This is a genomic window from Curtobacterium sp. MCSS17_015 (genome assembly GCF_003234265.2).
Lineage (GTDB): Bacteria > Actinomycetota > Actinomycetes > Actinomycetales > Microbacteriaceae > Curtobacterium.
Window position 1 is genome coordinate 190235 of record NZ_CP126256.1, and the last position, 15599, is coordinate 205833.

13 protein-coding genes are annotated in these 15599 nt (G+C 72.1%); 8 read left to right on the forward strand and 5 right to left on the reverse strand.

The window, feature by feature from the left end:
• Positions 1 to 8: 8 nt before the first annotated feature.
• Positions 9 to 2027, reverse strand: coding sequence for a glycogen debranching protein GlgX (glgX, locus tag DEJ18_RS00890; protein ID WP_111082219.1), 2019 nt, complete (start codon positions 2025 to 2027; stop codon positions 9 to 11).
• 137 nt (positions 2028 to 2164) lie between these two features.
• Between glgX and DEJ18_RS00895 the strand changes: the two genes are divergently transcribed.
• A complete protein-coding gene (locus tag DEJ18_RS00895; protein WP_146241623.1) occupies positions 2165 to 3157 on the forward strand; it encodes an AraC family transcriptional regulator in 993 nt (330 codons plus the stop codon).
• 70 nt (positions 3158 to 3227) lie between these two features.
• On the opposite strand, the gene DEJ18_RS00900 is transcribed toward DEJ18_RS00895, so the two are convergent.
• The 3 genes from DEJ18_RS00900 to DEJ18_RS00910 are packed head-to-tail and all read right to left on the reverse strand — an operon-like array spanning position 3228 to position 6683.
• Positions 3228 to 3968: a copper homeostasis protein CutC gene (locus DEJ18_RS00900; protein ID WP_111211360.1), complete on the reverse strand. Its 741-nt coding sequence runs from the start codon at positions 3966 to 3968 to the stop codon at positions 3228 to 3230.
• The gene (locus DEJ18_RS00905; RefSeq protein ID WP_111211361.1) at positions 3965 to 5506 is read right to left on the reverse strand and encodes a M81 family metallopeptidase; all 1542 of its coding nucleotides are present in this window, start codon (positions 5504 to 5506) and stop codon (positions 3965 to 3967) included. The genes DEJ18_RS00900 and DEJ18_RS00905 overlap by 4 nt, the downstream gene beginning before the upstream one ends.
• Positions 5499 to 6683, reverse strand: coding sequence for an ROK family transcriptional regulator (locus DEJ18_RS00910; RefSeq protein WP_111082222.1), 1185 nt, complete (start codon positions 6681 to 6683; stop codon positions 5499 to 5501). Before DEJ18_RS00910 ends, DEJ18_RS00905 begins: the two co-directional genes overlap by 8 nt.
• Before the next feature lie 240 nt (positions 6684 to 6923).
• Here DEJ18_RS00910 and DEJ18_RS00915 point away from each other — a divergent pair, with 240 nt between their 5' ends.
• The 6 genes from DEJ18_RS00915 to DEJ18_RS00940 all read left to right on the forward strand — a co-directional run bounded on the left by DEJ18_RS00915 (position 6924) and on the right by DEJ18_RS00940 (position 13883).
• The gene (locus DEJ18_RS00915; protein WP_111211362.1) at positions 6924 to 8720 is read left to right on the forward strand and encodes a peptide ABC transporter substrate-binding protein; all 1797 of its coding nucleotides are present in this window, start codon (positions 6924 to 6926) and stop codon (positions 8718 to 8720) included.
• Positions 8721 to 8810: 90 nt separating this feature from the next.
• Positions 8811 to 9770 (forward strand): ABC transporter permease, encoded by a 960-nt coding sequence (locus tag DEJ18_RS00920; RefSeq protein ID WP_111211363.1) that lies wholly within the window; start codon positions 8811 to 8813, stop codon positions 9768 to 9770.
• Positions 9767 to 10657 (forward strand): ABC transporter permease, encoded by an 891-nt coding sequence (locus tag DEJ18_RS00925; RefSeq protein WP_111211364.1) that lies wholly within the window; start codon positions 9767 to 9769, stop codon positions 10655 to 10657. The genes DEJ18_RS00920 and DEJ18_RS00925 overlap by 4 nt, the downstream gene beginning before the upstream one ends.
• Positions 10654 to 12363, forward strand: a complete 1710-nt coding sequence (locus DEJ18_RS00930) for a dipeptide ABC transporter ATP-binding protein (protein WP_111211365.1) — start codon at positions 10654 to 10656, stop codon at positions 12361 to 12363. Before DEJ18_RS00925 ends, DEJ18_RS00930 begins: the two co-directional genes overlap by 4 nt.
• A 32-nt stretch (positions 12364 to 12395) precedes the next feature.
• On the forward strand, positions 12396 to 13298 hold the full coding sequence (locus DEJ18_RS00935; RefSeq protein WP_258377002.1) for an ROK family protein: 903 nt from the start codon (positions 12396 to 12398) through the stop codon (positions 13296 to 13298).
• A 126-nt stretch (positions 13299 to 13424) separates the two neighbouring features.
• On the forward strand, positions 13425 to 13883 hold the full coding sequence (locus DEJ18_RS00940; protein WP_111082227.1) for a MarR family winged helix-turn-helix transcriptional regulator: 459 nt from the start codon (positions 13425 to 13427) through the stop codon (positions 13881 to 13883).
• Here DEJ18_RS00940 and DEJ18_RS00945 read toward each other — a convergent pair.
• A complete protein-coding gene (locus DEJ18_RS00945; RefSeq protein ID WP_111211366.1) occupies positions 13861 to 14319 on the reverse strand; it encodes an iron chaperone in 459 nt (152 codons plus the stop codon). The genes DEJ18_RS00940 and DEJ18_RS00945 overlap by 23 nt on opposite strands.
• A 54-nt stretch (positions 14320 to 14373) precedes the next feature.
• On the opposite strand from DEJ18_RS00945, the gene mgrA reads away from it, so the two are divergent.
• A complete protein-coding gene (gene mgrA / locus DEJ18_RS00950) occupies positions 14374 to 15417 on the forward strand; it encodes an L-glyceraldehyde 3-phosphate reductase (protein ID WP_111082229.1) in 1044 nt (347 codons plus the stop codon).
• Positions 15418 to 15599 lie beyond the last annotated feature (182 nt).

Below are 15599 nucleotides of genomic sequence, written 5' to 3' on the forward strand. Positions count from 1 at the left end.
CTCTCGGGCTACTGCAGTGCCGTGAAGGAGGCGTCGCGGACGAGCAGGGTCGTCGCGTCGCCGTCCACGGCCTGGTCGGGGTCGCTCGACAGGCCGAGGGACCAGGAGCCGCCGCCCGGACGCTCGGGGAGCGTGAACTCCACGGTCGTCTCGGAGGCGTTGAGCAGCAGTGCGATGCTGTCGTCGCCCTGCGCGAGCACCAGGATCACGGCGCGGTTCCCGCCGTCGGTCCAGTCGCCGTCCTCGAAGTCGTTCGCGTCCGCGCGGAGCACCTGCACGGTGGACGGCGAGATGCCGGGCGCGGTGCGGTACCACTCCGGGCGGAGCGCGACGTGCTGCTTGCGGAAGGCGATCGCCGCCGTCGTGAAGGCGAGCAGGTCCTGGTCGGCGGCAGCCCAGTCGAACCACGAGATCTCGTCGTCCTGGCAGTAGGCGTTGTTGTTGCCGCCCTGCGAGCGGGCGATCTCGTCACCACCGAGGATCATCGGCACGCCGGCCGAGAGCAGCAGGGTGCCGAGGAAGTTCCGGCGCTGGCGGTTGCGGTAGTCGTTGACGCTCTCGTCGTCGGTCGGGCCCTCGATGCCGCCGTTGAAGGAGGTGTTGTTGCTCTCGCCGTCGTTGTTGTCCTCGCCGTTCGCCTCGTTGTGCTTCTCGACGTACATCGTGAGGTCGGCCAGGGTGAAGCCGTCGTGGGCGGTGACGAAGTCCACCGAGCAGAGCGGCGACCGGCGCGAGCCCTCGTAGACGTCCGGGCTGCCGAGGACGCGCTGCACGGCGTCGCCGAGCGTGCCCTCGTCACCGCGCCAGAAGCTGCGCAGGTCGTCGCGGTACTTCCCGTTCCACTCCGACCAGTCGGCCGGGAACCCGCCGACCTGGTACCCGGCGGTGTCCCACGGCTCGGCGATCATCTTGACGTCGCGGAGCACCGGGTCCTGGTGGATGATGTCGAGGAACGCGGAGTGCTTCTCGGCCGAACCGTCCTGACGGGTCAGCGTCGTCGCCAGGTCGAAGCGGAAGCCGTCGACGTGCATCTCCTCGACCCAGTAGCGGAGCGAGTCCGTGATGAGCCCGAGCGCGGTCGGGTGCGACACGTTGAGGCTGTTGCCCGTGCCGGTGGTGTCGAAGTAGTTCGCCTCGTCGCCCTCGACCAGCCGGTAGTACGACTGGTTGTCGAGCCCCTTGAAGGACAGCGTCGGGCCCATGTGGTTGCCCTCGGCCGTGTGGTTGTAGACGACGTCCAGGATGACCTCGAGGCCCGCGGCGTGCAGGGCCTTCACCATCTCCTTGAACTCCGCGACCTGCTGGCCGGCGGTGCCCGACGCGGCGTACTCGTTGTGCGGGGCGAAGAAGCCGATGCTGTTGTATCCCCAGTAGTTGCGGAGGCCCTTGTCCTGGAGCGTGGAGTCCTGCACGAACTGGTGGATCGGCAGCAGCTCGACCGCGGTGACGCCGAGGTCGGTGAGGTGCTTGATCGCGGCCGGGTGTGCCAGGCCCGCGTAGGTGCCGCGGATCTCCTCGGGCACGTCGGGGTGCTGCTTGGTGAAGCCCTTGACGTGGACCTCGTACACGACGGTGTCGGCCAGGGGGGTCTCGAGGCGGGTGTCGCCCTCCCAGTCGAACGAGCGGTCGGCGACGACGGAGCGCGGCATGGCAGCGGCGGAGTCGGACTCGTCGATCTGGTCCGGCTCGTTCATGTCGTGGCCGAAGAGCTCCTGGCCCCACTGGTACTCGCCGTCGATCGCGGTGGCGTAGGGGTCGAGGAGGAGCTTCGCGGGGTTGTGCCGCAGGCCGTTCGCCGGGTCCCAGGCGCCGTGCACGCGGAAGCCGTAGCGGGTGCCGACGGTGACGTCCGGTACGACGTCGTGGAAGGTGTAGCCGGTGCGGTGGGTCAGCTCGGTCCGGTGCTCGGTGCCGTCGTCGTCGAAACGGCAGAACTCGACGCGTTCGGCGGTGCTGGAGAAGACGGCGACGTTGGCGCCGCCCTCGACGAGGGTCACGCCGAGCGGGTTCCGTGTGGAAGAGGTCATGCTCCGTTCTACCGGTCGGCGACTGAACCCGACGCCGATCGGCGTACCCCGTTCCCGTTCGGCTCGCCCCGGGGTGCCGCGACGAGCGACCCGCCGCGGTGCTCGCGCTTCGCGGACAGGCATGGGAACATCAGATCGTGACCCATCTGCGCCCGGAACCGGGGACCCCTGACGGGTTCCGTGCCGTGCGCCTGGAAGGCACGAGCGAGACCCGCCCCGCGGTCCTCGACGACACGTACGGCACCGGGGGCGGGATCGGCGACGAGCGGTCCGCCTTCCGCTACACCGGCGCCGGCGACGCCGACCTCTCGCTGAGCGGTTCCGCGGTGGAGGGGCGCCGCACCGGCACGATGGAGCCGCGGCCCACACACATCCTGTTCTGGATCGGGGACGGCACAGCGGTCATCGTCGACGAGGACGGCACGCGCACCGTGGTCCGACCCGGCCAGCCGTTCCTCCTCGCCGCCACGGTCCGGTACGGCTTCGAGGCCGCGACGAGCCGCGTCTCGATGCTCCACCTGTCCGACCGGTTGCTCCGCGCGGCGCTCGCCGCCGACGGCGCGCAGGTCGTCGGGCCGCTCCGGTTCCGCCGGACGGTCTCCGCGACCGAACTGGCCGACCTCCGGAGGGTGCTGCAGTCCCTCGGGCGGACCATCACCGACCCGGACGTCACCGGCCGCCAGCGCGCCGAGCTGAACCTCCGGGTCGCCCGGGTCGTCGTCGGGACCTTCCCCGTGGACGTGCCGGCGACCACGAGCAGCGAGCGGCTCCGGGACGCCCTGACCTACATCCAGGAGCACGCCCACACCGTCGTCACCCTGGCGGACATCGCCGCAGCCGCGGGCATGAGCGCGCGCGGGCTGCAGCAGTCCTTCAACCGCTCGGTCGGCGTCTCCCCGCTGTCGCACCTGCGGAACGTCCGGCTCGACGCCGTGCACGAGGAGCTCCTGGGCGCCGATCCGCTCTCGTCGTCCGTGGCGGAGGTCGCCCGGCAGTGGGGCTTCGCGCACCTGGGCCGGTTCTCCGGTGCGTACCGGGAACGGTTCGGGGAGCTGCCGAGCGCGACCCTGCGAGGCGGCGGCAGCGCCAGCAGCGGCTCCGACGACGGCGCGGGCAGCGCCGACGCCTGACCCGGTCGTCCGGCGACGGTCCGGAGGTGCCCCCTCGTCGGGCAGGCCCGTCGTCGGTGGGCCTGGCCGGTCAGGGCCGGTGCGCGTCGACCGCGGCCCGGGCTGCCCGGACCACCTCGGCGTCGGTCTCGAAGTGCCCGGTCCCCGCGTCGCCGGCGCCCATCGGCACGCCTCCGTGCGCGGCGTCGGCGAGCCGCTTGGCGGAGAGGTGCACGGCCGCCGCGCCCGCGTCGAGGAGCACGGGGACGTCGGCCGGGGTGACGCCGGCACCCGCCATGACCTGCACGTCCCCGGCCACGGCGACCATCCGCGCGATGGTGTCCGCACCGACGAGCGCGGTCGCGGCACCGCCCGAGGTCAGGACGCGGGTCAACCCGAGGGCGCCGAGCCCCGCGGCTGCCGTGACCGGGTCGGCAGCGTGGTCGATCGCCCGGTGCAGCGTCACCTCGGCGTCGGGGCGCTCGGAGCGTGCGGCGTCGACGAACCGCGCGAGCGCACCGGTGTCGAGTGTTCGGTCCCGGCGGAGGGCGCCGACGACCACGCCGGCTGCACCGGAGCGCAGGACGGCGACGAGTTCGCGGACCATGAGCTCGACCTCGTCGGTGTCGTGCACGAAGCCGCCCGGACGGCACCGGACGAGGACGTGCACCGGCGGACCCGCCGCGACGGCCGCCTCGACGAGCCCCTGCGACGGGGTCAGCCCGCCGAGTTCGAGTGCGCTGCAGAGCTCGACCCGGTCGGCACCGCCGGCGAGGGCCACCGCGGCACCGACGGGGGAGGTGACGGCGATCTCGAGCGCTCGGGCGCTCACGCGTGGGCTCCGAGCCGCCGGTCGGACGCCGGGATGACCCGGGCGGACAGGTCCGGCGGTTCCGGGAAGGTCCGGTCGAAGGGGAACACCGGCCGCTCGATCCGGTGGTGGCCGAGGCGCTCGAGGTCCTGGTCGACGCCGCCCGGGGTGAGCGCGAGCATCCAGTCGGCCGCCATGTCGTACAGCTCCGGTTCCAGGTAGCCGATCTTCACGACGACCAGGTCGGCGCTGTGCGGGTCGAGGTCCAGGTCGGTGAAGTCGTGCTCGTGGTGGTACGGCTTCCGGAGCTCGGTGAGGATCGCGAAGACGCTGCCGACCTGGAGGACGACCTCGGTCCGGGCGTTCCGGTCGCCGTGCTTGACCGCGTGCACCCGCCCGGTCATCGTCAGTGGTCCGGCGTGCAGGTCGTCGACCTCGGCTCCTGCGGTGACGGTGACGGTCGCGCCGACGCCGGCCTCGACACACGTGGCGACCGCGGCCGGACCGGGGACGCTGGCGTAGAGCACGACCGGGCCGTCGTCACTCCGGAACTCGTCGCGGGCGAGCAGCTGGGTCAGGCCCCACGTCATGTCGCCCGAGCCGCCGGCGGTCGGGTTGTCGCCGGAGTCGGACACGAAGTACGGGCGTGCGGCTCCGGGGGCGAGGGCGGCGGCGAGGCACTCGTCGAACGACCCGGTCGGGGCGACGAAGGCGAAGTCCTCGCGGGCGTCCCAGAAGGCCCGTGCCAGGCGTTCGGCTCCGGCCGTGACCGCGCGCTCGTCCCATCCGGTGACGACGGTGACGGCACGGTTCCGCGGCTGGTCCGCCCAGGCGTACCCGACCCAGATCGCGGCGTCGAGCACGCCCTCGCCTCGTTCGACGTCGGACACCTGCGCGTACACGGACGCGGCGGGCTCGATGCGGGTCGAGGTCTTCTCACCGGGCAGCAGGACCGGGATCGGGATCCAGGCCTTGACCGGCCGCTGCGCCCCGACGGGACGGGTGGTGAGCACGTCGACGAGGTTGCGGACCGCGCGCTCCTTGGTCTCCATGGCGTCCTCGTGCGGCGCCATCCGGTAGCAGGTGATCAGGTCGCACTGGTGCGCGAGTTCCCGCGAGACGTTGCCGTGCAGGTCCATCGACGCGGAGACGACCACGTCCGGGCCGACCACCGCGCGGATCCGTTCGAGCAGGGTGGCCTCGGCGTCGTCGAGCCCCTCGACCACCATCGCACCGTGGATGTCGTACCAGAGGCCGTCGATCGTGGTGTCGGCCGCGATCGCGGACAGCCGGTCGGTGATCTCGGTGCTGAGTTCCTCGAAGTCGTCGCGCGGCACGACCCCGCCGGGCAACGCGTGCCCGATGAGGGCGCCACGGAACTCGGCCCGCTCGGACAACGGCCCCAGGAAGTCGTACCGGGCGACGACCTCGTCGCCACGGTCCGGGTGGAAGGCGGCCGCCGGGGTGCGCGTCGGCGTGAACGTCGACGTCTCGATGGCCAGGCCGGCGATGGCGATGACCGGACGACGGGCGCTGGCGGTGGTTCCGGTCTCAGACACGGGTGCTCCTGTTCCTGGTGGTCCGCAATGGGATGGGTGCCGACAGTTCCTCGAGCGAGGCGGCGAGCCCGCGCTGCAGGGCGAACTGGCCGGCGCCGACGAGGCCGGCGTCGGCCCCCAGCGAGGCGCGCTCGATGACGAGGTGCTGCGTGACGAGCGGGTGGCAGCTCTCGTAGAGCTGGCTCCGCACGGCGGCGACGAAGGGGTCGAGGGTGGACAGGATGCCGCCGAGGGAGACGGCGTCCGGGTTGAAGAAGTTCACGTTGGCGGCGAGCACCTCGCCGAGGTAGCGCCCGGCCAGGCGGACGGCGCGGGTCGTCTCCGGGTGCGCCTCGGACGCCAGGCGGACCACGTCCTGCGTGGTGCTGACGTCCACGCCGGCCTCGCGGAGGATCCGGACCAGGGCGGCCCCGGACGCCACGGTCTCGAGGCAGCCGGTGTTGCCGCACGAGCACGGGGTGTCACCCGCCGCGTCGATCCGCACGTGCGTGATGTCCCCCGCGGCGCCGGTCGAGCCGCGGTAGAGCTGCCCGTCGATGACGATCCCCGCGCCGATCGCCGACCCGGCCTTCACCGTGATCGCCTGCCGTCTGGTGGACGGCTGCACGGTCTGCTCGCCCGCGGCCATGCAGTTCGCGTCGTTGTCGATCGCGGCCGGCACCCCGAAGTGCTCGGTGAGCCACGCGGCGACGGGGAAGCCGTTCCAGCCCGGCATCCGGCTCGGCAGGTCGACGACGCCCGCCGCGACGTCGACCGGACCCGGGAGGCTCAACCCGACCCCGCGCAGCCCGTCGCGTCCGCGTTCGGACACCAGGGCGTCGAGGAGCGCCGCCAGCGCAGCCAGGCCCGCGGTGGGACCGTCGGCGAGCGCGAACGGGACGGTCGAGACCGACTCGAGCGCGCCTCCCGGCAGGACGATCCCGATCCGGACGTGACCGCCACCGACGTCGGCGGCGACCGCGTACTCGTCGGTCCCGCCGATCCGGAGGACCTTCCGGGGCCGACCACCCGTGGAGACGTCGGTGCCCTCCTCCGCCAGGATGCCGTGGCCGAGGAGCTGCCCGACGACGTGCGACACGGTCGACGGAGCGGCGCCGAGCAACTGCGCGATCTCGGTGCGGCTCGACGCCTGCCCGCTCGCGATGAGCTCGAGCACGCGGGAGCTGAGGTCCGGCACGACTTTCTCCAATCGGCGTCGTCCGAGCGCGGTGCTCGCCCGACTGCTCCGAGCCTACGGGGCAGGAGTGGTGGTCCGCGCTTTCCACCGTTCGGCAGAAACAGACTATTTACACGAGAACGTTTGTTTTTCCAACGACTTCGGCCATTGACTGTGGTCGTGCCACCGGGGCCTGGTCCTGATCGCACTCCTGTCCCTCCACCACGCCGACGATGGCGTCCTCGCGCAAGGAGACACCGCATGACCAAGCCCCGTCGCTGGGCCCTCCTCACCGGAGCCGCGCTCGCGGTGAGCGCACTGCTCGCCGGGTGTTCCGGGGGCGGTTCCGCCACCACCGGCACGACGTCCGACGAGATCGACTACGCGCTGCCGGCGAACTTCACGCCGAACTGGATCCTCCCGATCGGCACCGCGGCGCACCTCAACACGAACAACGGCTCGATCGCGCAGTCGCTGTACGAGCGCCTCATCGCCTACGACGGGTCCACGGGCAAGATCGCGTGGAACAAGGCCGGGTCCGTCGCGACCGCTGCCGACTTCGCCGACGACGGCACGAGCGTCACGATCACGCTGGGGGACCGGCACTGGTCCGACGGTGAGCCGATCACGAGCCGCGACGTCGAGTTCTGGTTCAACCTGATCAAGGCGAACGCGCAGGACTGGGGTTCCTACTCCGAGGGCAAGGCGCCGGACAACTGGACGTCCTTCACGACCGTCGACGACACGCACTTCACGATCGCGTTCGACCAGGCGTACAACCAGGACTGGATGCTCGCCAACCAGCTGAGCTACATCATCCCGCTCCCGCAGCACGCCTGGGACAAGACGAGCGCCTCGGCCGAGGTGACCGACGCCGACCGCACCCCCGAGGGCGCGAAGCAGGTCTGGAAGTACCTCAACACCGCCGCCGGCAAGATCGCCGACTACGACTCCGACCCACTGTGGAAGACGATCTCCGGCCCGTACGGCCTGTCGTCGTTCACGACCGCGGGGAAGGTCCAGCTCACCGCGAACGGGAAGTACGACGGTGGCGAGAAGGCGTCCATCAAGACGGTCAACCTGCTGCCGTTCACCACCGCCGACGCCGAGACGAACGCGCTGCGCTCCGGGGCGGTCGACTACGGCTACATCAACGCCACCGACCTCGACCAGGAGGACTCCTTCACGGCGAAGGGCTACGAGGTCGACCCCTGGACGGGCTGGGCGATCACGTACATGCCGTACAACTTCAACAACCCGGACATGGGCGCCGTCTTCAAGCAGCTGTACGCCCGCCAGGCCGTGCAGATGTCGATCGACCAGGAGTCGCTGTCGAAGGTCGTCTTCAACGGCACCGCCACCTCGACCTACGGGCCGATCCCGCAGGCGCAGGAGTCCGACTACGTCTCCGACGTGCAAGAGGACAACCCCTACCCGTTCAGCACGAAGAAGGCCACGGCACTGCTGACCGGTCACGGCTGGACCAAGCAGGGCGGCACCATGGTCTGCACCGACGCGGGCAACGGTGACGACCAGTGCGGCGAGGGCGTGGCCGAGGGCACGGAGTTCACCATGCAGGTGCTCTCGCAGTCCGGCTCGACCGTGACCGACAACATGATGAGCGCCATTCAGTCGTCGCTCGCGAAGACCGGCATCGGCTTCACGATCAAGACCGCGCCGGTGTCGAGCGTCCTGTCGCAGACCCCGACCTGCACCCCGGACGAGGCGAGCTGCGACTGGGACCTGTCGTTCTTCGGCACCGCTGGCAGCTGGTACTTCCCGGCCTACCCGACCGGTGAGTCGCTCTTCTCGACCGGCGGCTCCGCGAACTTCGGCAGCTACTCGAACAAGGAGGTCGACGCGCTCATCGACGCGACGACCACCTCGACCGACACGAGCGCCGTGCAGGACTACAGCGCGGCCGTCGCGGAGGACCTGCCGGTGATCTGGCTGCCGAGCCCGGACTACCAGATCTCCGTCAAGAAGAGCGGCCTGACCGGGTTCGACCAGGACTCGCTCGCGAACTTCCACCCCGCCCAGTGGAAGTGGAGCAAGTAGCCCACTGAGTCCCTCCGGGAGGCGCGGTGCGGGTCCGACCCGCACCGCGCCTCCCGGGGGAGTCCCGTCAGCAGCGACAACGGAAGCAGCATGACCACTGCCCTCTACCTCACCCGCCGCGTCCTGCAGGCGCTCGCGGTGATCCTCATCGTCACGATCGTCGTGTTCTGCCTCCTGCACGCGCTGCCCGGCGGGCCCGCCCGCGGCGTACTCGGCGTCGCCGCGACCCCCGCGCAGATCGCCACGTTCAACCAGGCGCAGGGCCTCGACCAGCCGTTGCCCGTGCAGTACCTCCGGTTCCTCGGACGGCTGCTCACCGGCGACCTCGGCACCTCGTACACGCTCAACGAACCGGTCTCGCAGCTCATCCAGGAGCGCATCCCGAAGACCCTCGTCCTGACCGGGCTCTCCGCGGTGCTCGGACTGGTCGTCGCGATCCCGGTCGGCATGTGGCAGGCGGCCCGACGCAACGGAGCGATCGACTACGCCGCCACCGCACTGGCGTTCGTCTTCTACTCGACGCCCGCGTTCTTCCTCGGCCTCGTGCTCATCATCGTGTTCAGCCAGCAGCTGCCGTGGCTGCCGTCCCAGGCGCCGAGCGGCACCACCCTCGCCGAGGTGTTCCAGCAGCCGGCCGGACTCGTCCTGCCCGTGCTCACCGGCGCCCTCGCGATGATCGCCGTCTTCAGCCGGTACATGCGCGCGGCGACGCTGGAGAACCTGCAGGAGGACTACGTGCGCACCGCCCGCGCGGGTGGCTCGTCGACGACGACGATCCTCCGCCGGCACGTGTTCCGGAACTCGTTGACGCCCGTCGTCGCGATGCTCGGCTACTACCTCCCGGTGCTGTTCGGCGGCGCCCTCGTCACCGAGCAGCTGTTCAACTACCCGGGCATGGGGTTGCTGTTCTGGAACGCGGCGCAGACGTCCGACTACCCGACCCTGCTCGGCTGCGTGCTCGTCATCTCCGTTGCCACCGTCATCGGCACCCTGCTCGCCGACGTGGCACAGTCCGTGATCGACCCGCGAGTGAAGGCAGGCCGCGCATGACCACCGTCCAACTCGCCCCCGAGACGCCCGGGGCACCCGTCGCCGCCACCGGGTTCCGGCTGGCCGCCCGCCGCTTCCGGCACAACACACTCGCCGTCATCGGCCTGGTCCTGCTCGTCGTCATCGTGCTGTTCTGCTTCGTCGGACCGTTCCTGTACCCGACCGACCAGACGCACACCGTGCTCGAGCAGGCGAACCAGGGCCCGAGCGGCGCGCACCTGCTCGGCACCGACGCCGTCGGCCACGACGTCCTCGGCCGTCTGATGTACGGCGGGAGGGTGTCGCTCATGGTCGGCATCGCCGCGGGGCTGCTGGCCACCGTCGTCGGCACGCTGTGGGGCTCGGTCGCCGGGTACGTCGGCGGCTGGGTCGACGCGGCCATGATGCGCGTCGTCGACGCCGGCATCGCCATCCCGGCGCTGTTCATCCTGCTCGTCATCTCGGCGATCACCACCCCGGGCGTCTGGGGGCTCATCGTGATCCTCGGCTTCGTGTCCTGGCTCGTGCCCTCCCGGCTCATCCGCGCCGAGACCCTGACGCTGAAGAACCGCGACTTCGTGCTCACCCTCCGCGCCATCGGTGGCTCGCACGCCCGCGCGATCGGCCGGCACCTGCTGCCGAACTCCGTGTCGACGATCGTCGTCGCCGCGACGTTCCAGGTCGCCGACGCGATCCTCCTCGTCGCCTACGTCTCCTACCTGGGCCTCGGCGTGCAACCGCCGGCGACGGACTGGGGCGGCATGCTCTCGGCGGGGCTCACCGCCGCCTACTCCGGTCGCTGGTGGCTGATCGTGCCGCCGGGACTCGCCGTGATCCTCGTCGTCTGCGCACTCAACGCGGTCGGCGACGGACTCCGGGACGCATTCGACGTGAAGGGCCGCGGATGACCGCCACCGAACCGATCCTCGCCGTCGACGACCTCGGCGTGCACTTCAGCACCGAGTCCGGCGACGTGCACGCCGTCCAGGGCGTGTCCCTGACCGTCGCGCCGGGCGAGACCCTCGCCCTCGTCGGGGAGTCCGGCTCCGGCAAGTCCACCGTGGCGCTCGCCGCGATGGGGCTGCTCTCCGGCAACGCCACCGTCACCGGCAGCGCCGTGGTCGACGGGCACCAGGTCGTCGGCGCGTCCGAGCCGTCCCTGCGGTCCCTGCGTGGCCGGACGGTGTCGGTGGTGTTCCAGGAGCCCGCCACCGCCCTCGACCCGCTCACCCGGGTCGGGGCGCAGATCGCCGAGGTCGTCCGCAACCACCGGCAGGTGTCCGCCGCGGCCGCCGCCGCCGAGGCCGTCGACCTCCTCCGCCGCGTGGGAATCCCGTCCCCGGAGGACCGCGCGAAGGCCTTCCCGTTCCAGCTCTCCGGCGGGCAGCGGCAGCGCGTCGTCATCGCGATGGCGATCGCCAACGAGCCGGCGCTCCTCATCGCCGACGAACCGACCACCGCCCTCGACGTCACCGTGCAGGCCGAGATCCTCGAACTGCTCCGGGCGCTCGCCGCCGACACCGGCACCGGCGTCCTGCTCGTCACGCACAACATGGGCGTGGTCGCGGACTTCGCCGACCGCGTCGCCGTGATGCTGCACGGGTCGATCGTCGAGACCGGTGGCGTCGAGGACGTCCTGCTCCGGCCGCAGCACGAGTACACCGGGCGGTTGCTCGCCGCGGTACCGCGCCTCCGGACGGCCGAGGCCGTCGACGGTACCGCGGACGAGCGTCCGGTCGTCGTGGACCGGCCCGCCGCAGCCGACCCGGCCGGGAGGCCCGACACACCCCCGGTGGTCGACCTGCGGGACGTCACGGTCACCTTCGGTCGTGGCGCCCGCGCGGTGCACGCCCTGCGCGGCATCGACGTCGAGGTCCACGCCGGGGAGACCGTCGGCCTGGTCGGCGAGTCCGGCTCCGGCAAGTCCACCGCGGCTCGCGTCGCCCTCGGCCTCGTGCGCCCCACCACCGGCAGCGTCCGGCTGTTCGGCGCGGACCTCCGGCGGACCCGAGGTCGGGACCGCCTGGCGCTCCGCTCCGGCATCGGCGTCGTGCTGCAGGACCCGGTGGCCTCGCTCGATCCGCGGATGTCCGTCGGCGAGTGCATAGCAGAACCGCTCGCCGTCCACCGCCGGCGGACCTCGGCCACCGACCGTCGCCGCCGCGTCGACGAGGTCCTGGACGCCGTCCGACTGCCCCGCACCCTGGCCACCCGCGCCCCGCGAGAGCTCTCGGGCGGGCAACGCCAGCGGGTGAGCCTCGCCCGGGCGCTCGTGCTCGAGCCCCGGCTGCTCGTCGCCGACGAGCCGACCAGCGCGCTCGACGTCAGCGTGCAGGAGGCCGTCCTCGAGGTCCTCACCGACCTGCAGGCCGACCTGGGCTTCGCGTGCGTGTTCGTCTCGCACGACCTCGCCGTCGTGCAGCGGTTCGCCGAGCGGGTCGTCGTGATGCGCGCCGGGGCGGTCGAGGAGCAGGGGCCGACCGGCGAGACCCTCCTGCACCCCACCACCGACTACACCCGGCGGCTGCTCGCCGCGGTGCCGGTGCCCGACCCGGTGGTGCAACGGCAGCGCCGGACCGAGCGGCTGGCCTCCCTCGCCGCGGTGACCCGGTGATCGACGGCCGTGCCCCGGGCAGGCGCGAGGTCGTGGCCGGCATCGACGTCGGTGGCACGAACACCAAGGTCCTCCTCGCCACCACCGACCTCGAGGTCCTGGACCGGGTCGACCTGCCGACCCCCGCGCACGACGGCGGGGACGCGATCCTGGACGCGGCCGAGGCGGCGGTGCGGTCCCTGCTCGACCGGCACCGGGCCTCCCTGGCGGGTGTCGGGGTGGGCGCTGCCGGCGTCGTCGACCCGACCACGGGCACGGTGCTCGTCACCGCGAACTCGTTCACCGGGTGGGCCGGGTACGGCGTCACCGACGCCGTCGCCGCACGGCTCGGGGTGCCGGCGACGCTCGACAACGACGTGAACGCGTTCCTGCTCGGCGAGGTCGCCGCCGGTGCCGTCGCGGGGGAGCGGGACGTGCTCGGGATGACCCTCGGCACCGGCGTGGGCGGGGCGCTCGTCCTCGACGGCACGCTCTTCGGCGGCCCGCACGGAGCGGCCGGGGAGATCGGCCACGTCCCCGGCTTCGGTGACACCGTCTGCACCTGCGGCGGGCGCGGACACCTCGAGACCGTCGCCGGCGCCCGGGGCATGGCGGACCGCTACGCCGCGAGCACCGGGCGACGGCTCGGCACGCACCAGGTCGCCGAGGCCGCACGGGCGGGGGACCCGGACGCGCACGCCGTGTTCGCGACCGCCGGGTGGGGTGTCGCCCGTGCCGTCCTGCTCACGGCGGGCATCCTCGACGTGACGACCGTCGTGATCGGCGGCGGGGTCGCACGGTCGTGGGACCTGCTCGCGCCGGTGATCAGCGCGGCCCTGGCGGACGAACCCCCGGTGAGCGGGGCGACGATCCGCGTGGAGCCGTCCACGCTCGGGTCGGACGCCGTGGCGCTCGGGGCGGCGGCGCAGGTGCGGCGGCTCGTGGCTCGGCGGTGAACCCCGGCTGGGGGAGCTGCTCCGCAGGAGCGGCCGACCAGACGCACCGCTGACCCGCGCGGGGTCGGCGACTGACGTCGGGCTCCGGCGGACCGGCTGCCCATCCGCGCGGGTTACGGTGCGGGGATGACCTCACCGGCCTCGGACGACGCACTCGCCGAACTGGCGGACGCCGTCCTCCGCGTGGCCCGGGAGCTCGACCCGACGGGCCCGCGGTCCGTCGACGTCGTCCCGTTGACCGGCACCGAGGTGCTGGTGATGCGCTGGGTCGACACGAACCCGGGCACCACCCCGAGCGCGACGGCGGAGGCGACGGCGCTGCGTCGGAGCAACCTCAGCGTCGCGCTCGGGTCGCTCGTCGCGAAGGGCATGGTCGAACGTCGGACGCACCCCGACGACGCCCGACTCGCGCAGCTGTACCCGACGGCGCTCGCGGCCGAGAGCATCGGCCTGCTGCGGGCGCGGTGGACGGAGGCCCTGCGTGCGGCCCTCGACGTGCGGGGTGTCGACGCTGCCGCCGTCACGTCCGCCGTCGGCCTGCTCCAGCGGATCGAGGACGGGCTCAGGCCACCGCGCGGCGGATGAGCTCGGCGACCGCCTGCTCGTCGGCTGCCGAGAACTCCGGCGTCACCGCGAACGAGGTCGGCCAGAACGAGCCGTCGTCGAGCGCCGCGGGGTCCTGGAACCCGAGGGTCGCGTAGCGCGCCGTGAACTTGGCGGCGTCCTGGAAGAAGAAGACCACCGAGCCGTCCTTCGCGTAGGCCGGCATCCCGTACCAGAGCTTCGGCGCGAGGTCGGGAGCGACCTCGAGCGCGATGCGGTGGATCCGTTCCGCCAGGCCGCGGTCCGGCTCGGGCATCGCGGCGATCTTGTCGCCCACGGCCTGCGCATCGAGGGCGGCCTTCTCGGCCTTCGACGTGCCGCGCTTGCGACTGGCCTTCACCTCGGCCGCGTGCTCGCGCATCGCGGCGCGCTCCTCCTCGGTGAAGGTGCTCTCGGAGGTCTCGTCACGTGCTGCCATGGGAGGTCCCTTCGTCGGTGAGCATCACGGTAGCGCCGTGGCAGGCTCGGGTCCATGACCTACATCGCTGCCGACGACCGCTACGACTCGATGACGTACCGCCGCACCGGCCACTCCGGCCTCGACCTGCCGCTGCTGAGCCTCGGCTACTGGCACAACTTCGGTGACGACGTGCCCTTCGAGACCCAGCGCGCGGTGAGCCGCCGGGCGTTCGACCTCGGCATCACCCACCACGACCTCGCGAACAACTACGGCCCGCCCTACGGCGCCGCCGAGGTCAACTTCGGCCGGCTCATGCGTGAGGACTTCGCTCCGTACCGCGACGAGATGGTCGTCTCGACGAAGGCCGGCTGGGACATGTGGCCCGGCCCGTACGGGCAGGGTGGCGGCTCGCGCAAGTACGTGCTCGCCTCGCTCGACCAGTCGCTGCGCCGCACCGGCCTCGACTACGTCGACGTCTTCTACTCGCACCGCCTCGACGCGTCCACGCCGCTCGAGGAGACGATGGGCGCCCTGCACACGGCCGTCCAGCAGGGCAAGGCGCTCTACGTCGGCATCTCGTCCTACGACGCCGACCGCACCCGCCAGGCCGCCGCGATCCTCCGCGACCTCGGCACGCCGCTGCTCATCCACCAGCCCTCGTACTCGATGCTCAACCGTTGGATCGAGACCGAGGGGCTGCTCGACGCAGCCGGGGATCTCGGCTTCGGCGTGATCGGGTTCACGGCGCTCGCGCAGGGGCTCCTGACCGGCAAGTACCTCGACGGCGTCCCGGAGGGTTCCCGCGCCGCTGCCGGCAAGTCCCTCGACCCGTCGACGATCACCCCCGAGGTCGTCGAGCACCTGAACGCCCTGAACGCCGTCGCGGAGTCCCGCGGACAGACGATGGCGCAGCTCGCCCTGGCATGGGCCCTCCGTGACGAGCGGGTGACGTCGCTCGTGATCGGCGCGTCGCGCGTCGAGCAGCTCGAGGACAACGTCGCGGCGCTCGCGAACACCACGTTCTCGGACGAGGAGCTCCGCACCATCGACGAGCACACCGTCGGCATCGCCGACGTCGACCTGTGGGCGGGAGCCCGCGCCGGCGAGGTCTCCTGATCCGGCGCGAGCCGTCCCGCTCGGCCCCGAAGTGTCACCAGCGCACCTCCAGTTCGACACTTGCCAGGCCAAGTGTCAACGACGCCGGCCGTCGCGGCCGACCGCAGGGACCGCCGGACGGGAGGCTGGGCACCAGCTTCGGAACGCGCCTCCCGTCCGGCGGGTACCCTGGACAGGCAATC